General features: G+C 40.4%; 3 protein-coding genes and 1 pseudogene. 1 reads left to right on the top strand and 3 read right to left on the bottom strand.

Annotated elements, in window-relative coordinates:
• Together F6K49_RS40895 and F6K49_RS40890 are read right to left on the bottom strand one after the other, a co-directional pair.
• The coding region (locus F6K49_RS40895; RefSeq protein ID WP_293106712.1) for a hypothetical protein at positions 1-1,234 on the bottom strand (1,234 nt) is incomplete at its 3' end.
• Positions 1,235-1,436: 202 nt separating this feature from the next.
• Positions 1,437-1,706 (bottom strand): hypothetical protein, encoded by a 270-nt coding sequence (locus F6K49_RS40890; protein WP_293028407.1) that lies wholly within the window; start codon positions 1,704-1,706, stop codon positions 1,437-1,439.
• Between the two features lie 230 nt (positions 1,707-1,936).
• Between F6K49_RS40890 and F6K49_RS40885 the strand changes: the two genes are divergently transcribed.
• Positions 1,937-2,092, top strand: coding sequence for a hypothetical protein (locus F6K49_RS40885; RefSeq protein ID WP_293028410.1), 156 nt, complete (start codon positions 1,937-1,939; stop codon positions 2,090-2,092).
• A gap of 224 nt (positions 2,093-2,316) precedes the next feature.
• Here F6K49_RS40885 and F6K49_RS40880 read toward each other — a convergent pair.
• Positions 2,317-2,522 (bottom strand): annotated as a pseudogene (locus F6K49_RS40880) (FAD-dependent oxidoreductase); the annotation flags it as partial.

Below are 2,522 nucleotides of genomic sequence, written 5' to 3'. Positions count from 1 at the left end.
TCAGGGCTTGTTGACCACGCATCAGGTTAATCCGTACCCCAAAACCGGGGATTCCCATAGCAGATGGAATACTGCAGTGCAAACCAGTTATCAAAGTTAATGTCTGGCAAAGGTGTTGAGCATCTCGACAAGATTTCTCGGAAAGAAAAGAATCATCAAACTGGATAAAATAGTTAATACCAGCTTCTGGGTTAGCATAGGGACTAATCAGTTCTACTCCTAATTCGTGATTAATCTGTGCAATTTTTCTAGTCGCATAATCAAAGTTTTCAAACTGGTACTCTACGGAACCACCTTGATTAAGGAACTTTTCCATGATATTTGACGCAACAAGAGTTTCCAATTTCGAGAATTGAGAAACCGTATAGAAGCTATTTGAGCCGAAAAAGAGTGATAGCTTTTCTTTCAATGTTTTGTTACCACAAGCAATCGGGGTAATTAGTCCCCAATTTGCAGCGGGAATTTTCTTCCTCATGCTAGTTGTATAGATAGCATTCTTCCGAATAAGAGGATCTGCATAGAGAGAAGGAATTTTATCTTCCCTGAATAATCCACCATTATAGGCATCGATTAAGATCACCATGTCAGGATACTTAGCTAGGTATTCCTTGATCAGTTCAGCAATTTCAGCAAGAGCCTCATTTCGCAAGATAAATCCTAGGGCAGTAGGTTCCTCCCAGATAAAAGCGACAGGTACTCGATCGCTTTTTTGGGCAGAATCAAAGGCTTCTTTAATCGAACTTGCCGTTACGGTGAATTTGTCACCACTCGATTGAGCATAAACTAATTCACCGCCGAGCAAATATGGAAATGAACCGCCACACTTGAAAGACCCTTCAACTCCGATAACACAAGGCTTTTTATATAAAAGCTTTTTTTGATTTTGAGTATCGTTAACCTGATCGGGAATTGAACCAAAGATTCCATCATGGAACTTTTGATAATGGTTTTGAAAGGCAATACTCAATACATAATATATCGCAATCATTGAGCTGCCCGGAAGCACAAGCACATCATCAATTTCGACTGGTATTTGCCGGTGTAAAACTTGATAAGCCAAGTTGATAAGCTTTTGGGGCTGATGACCGACTGTTTGAGCTAATTCAATTGGTGATAGGGAATATTCCAGAATATATTCATTGAGTTGCTTGAGATCCTGTTGGAGATCCGAAGCTGGCTTAATATCCCACGCCTCAATCTGTTGTAGTTGTGAGCTTTCTCCGATTTGCTTCACTAACGGTCTGAAATCTTTAGAATATCTGAAGTACTCGCAGAAATTAGAAAAACCTGGATTAATAGCAGGATCAAATTCAAAACCAACGCTAAGCATAATCTTAATACCAAACTTTTTTCTCGCTCTTTACAGGTATAGAGTAATTACAAAGGATAAACTTGACTTAATCAGACTATCATGCTCTTCTCAATCAACACCTTAGTCAGCTAACACTTTTCTGGCTGTAGGGTTCTGATCCAATTTCGACTTTGGTGTGAGTGCTCTGTTGTTTCTGTTGTAAAACGGCTTTGTTGTTAGGATTATCTGAGCACGGAGCTGGATAGCTATTTGTCGAGTTCTGTTCCCATCTTTGCCATGGCTCAACAGCCAACTGATGAAGATTAGCAGCCACTGCCACGAATCTCTCGGGAAGGAGAGATTGGAAGTAGCCCCAGTTTATTTGAGCTAGATCATCTTTGTTGAGTGGAGCCATGAAAACTACTCTACCCGATAGTGGACACAATCTACTCTACCAGATAGTGGAGCCATGAAAACTACTCTACCCGATAGTAGACACAATCTACTCTACCATATAGTGGACAGCTAATCTTGCGGTTCTCAATTAGGTGAGGTACAAATTAATCATTAAGAAGAAGTAATGAAAACAGTTTTTATTGTACCTCACTAGGATAGTACAAAAATATCGATTCCGGTTAATTAGTTTTGATTAAACTGTGGATTCAACTGTGGGTGGCCATCAAGGATAACAAGCGATCGCCTCAATCATTTCAGGGTTGTTCAACAACATTTAGCAGCGCTCAAATAGAAGAACCTCCAATTCCTGGAGGTTTTCAAATCAGGGATTGGCAATCCCTATAGTTTATTAATAGTTTATTAAACATTAGTTAACCAGACTCGATATCACTAGTGCTTACTCTGTTTATCGAATAGGCTTTGGATTACATGAGCTGATAGCTGATTTTCTGATCGCTAAATATTGATAGCACCTCAAGTAGCGTGGCCATTCGCGTAGCGTGGCCCAAAGGCCAAGGCCAAGGCTGATAGCACCTCAAGTAGCGTGGCCTTTGGCCTTGGCTCAGAGCTCAAACTAAGACTAATAAAGACTCGAAATTCTTCAATTTCCTAGCTTCCTGATTATTAGCATATCCATAAACCCGAGGGAGTTGCTTCGTGCTTAAAAGTACTTTTCTGACCTCAGAGTTGGATACATTACTTAGATTCCTGCCAGAAAGAAGGGCAGTAATGGCAGCAATCCCCAATGCCTGACCAACACCAGCATTAAATTCCA

It is taken from the genome of Moorena sp. SIO3I6 (assembly GCF_010672095.1).
Note: the sequence above shows the minus strand (reverse complement) of the source record. Positions and strands in the feature narration are given on the sequence as shown.